The organism is Pseudomonas brassicacearum (genome assembly GCF_003732265.1).
GTDB lineage: Bacteria > Pseudomonadota > Gammaproteobacteria > Pseudomonadales > Pseudomonadaceae > Aquipseudomonas > Aquipseudomonas brassicacearum_D.
Genome location: NZ_MOBK01000302.1, coordinates 1 through 321, shown reverse-complemented (window position 1 = coordinate 321; position 321 = coordinate 1). Strand labels below are relative to the sequence as shown.

Annotated in this window: 1 protein-coding gene; it reads left to right on the top strand. The window is 54.2% G+C overall.

Features of this window, described 5'->3' with window-relative positions; genetic code table 11:
- Positions 1-66 precede the first annotated feature (66 nt).
- A partial coding sequence (gene rplQ / locus BK660_RS31405; RefSeq protein ID WP_123436448.1) for a 50S ribosomal protein L17 occupies positions 67-321 on the top strand: 255 nt, incomplete at its 3' end.

Sequence of the window (321 nt, the reverse complement as noted above, 5' to 3'; positions counted from 1 at the left end):
AAGGACGACAAGGCGACTGCCTGATCGTCGTAATCACCGAACGTAGTGTTTGGTAAGGAATGAACCATGCGTCATCGTAAAAGTGGTCGTCACCTGAGCCGCACCAGCTCGCACCGCAAGGCCATGTTCCAAAACATGGCGGTGTCGCTGTTCGAGCACGAGCTGATCAAAACTACTCTGCCAAAAGCCAAAGAACTGCGTCGCGTTGCTGAGCCGCTGATCACTCTGGCCAAGACAGATAGCCTGGCTAACCGCCGTCTGGCTTTCGACCGTACTCGTTCGAAAGCTATCGTTGGTAAGCTCTTCAACGACCTGGGCAAG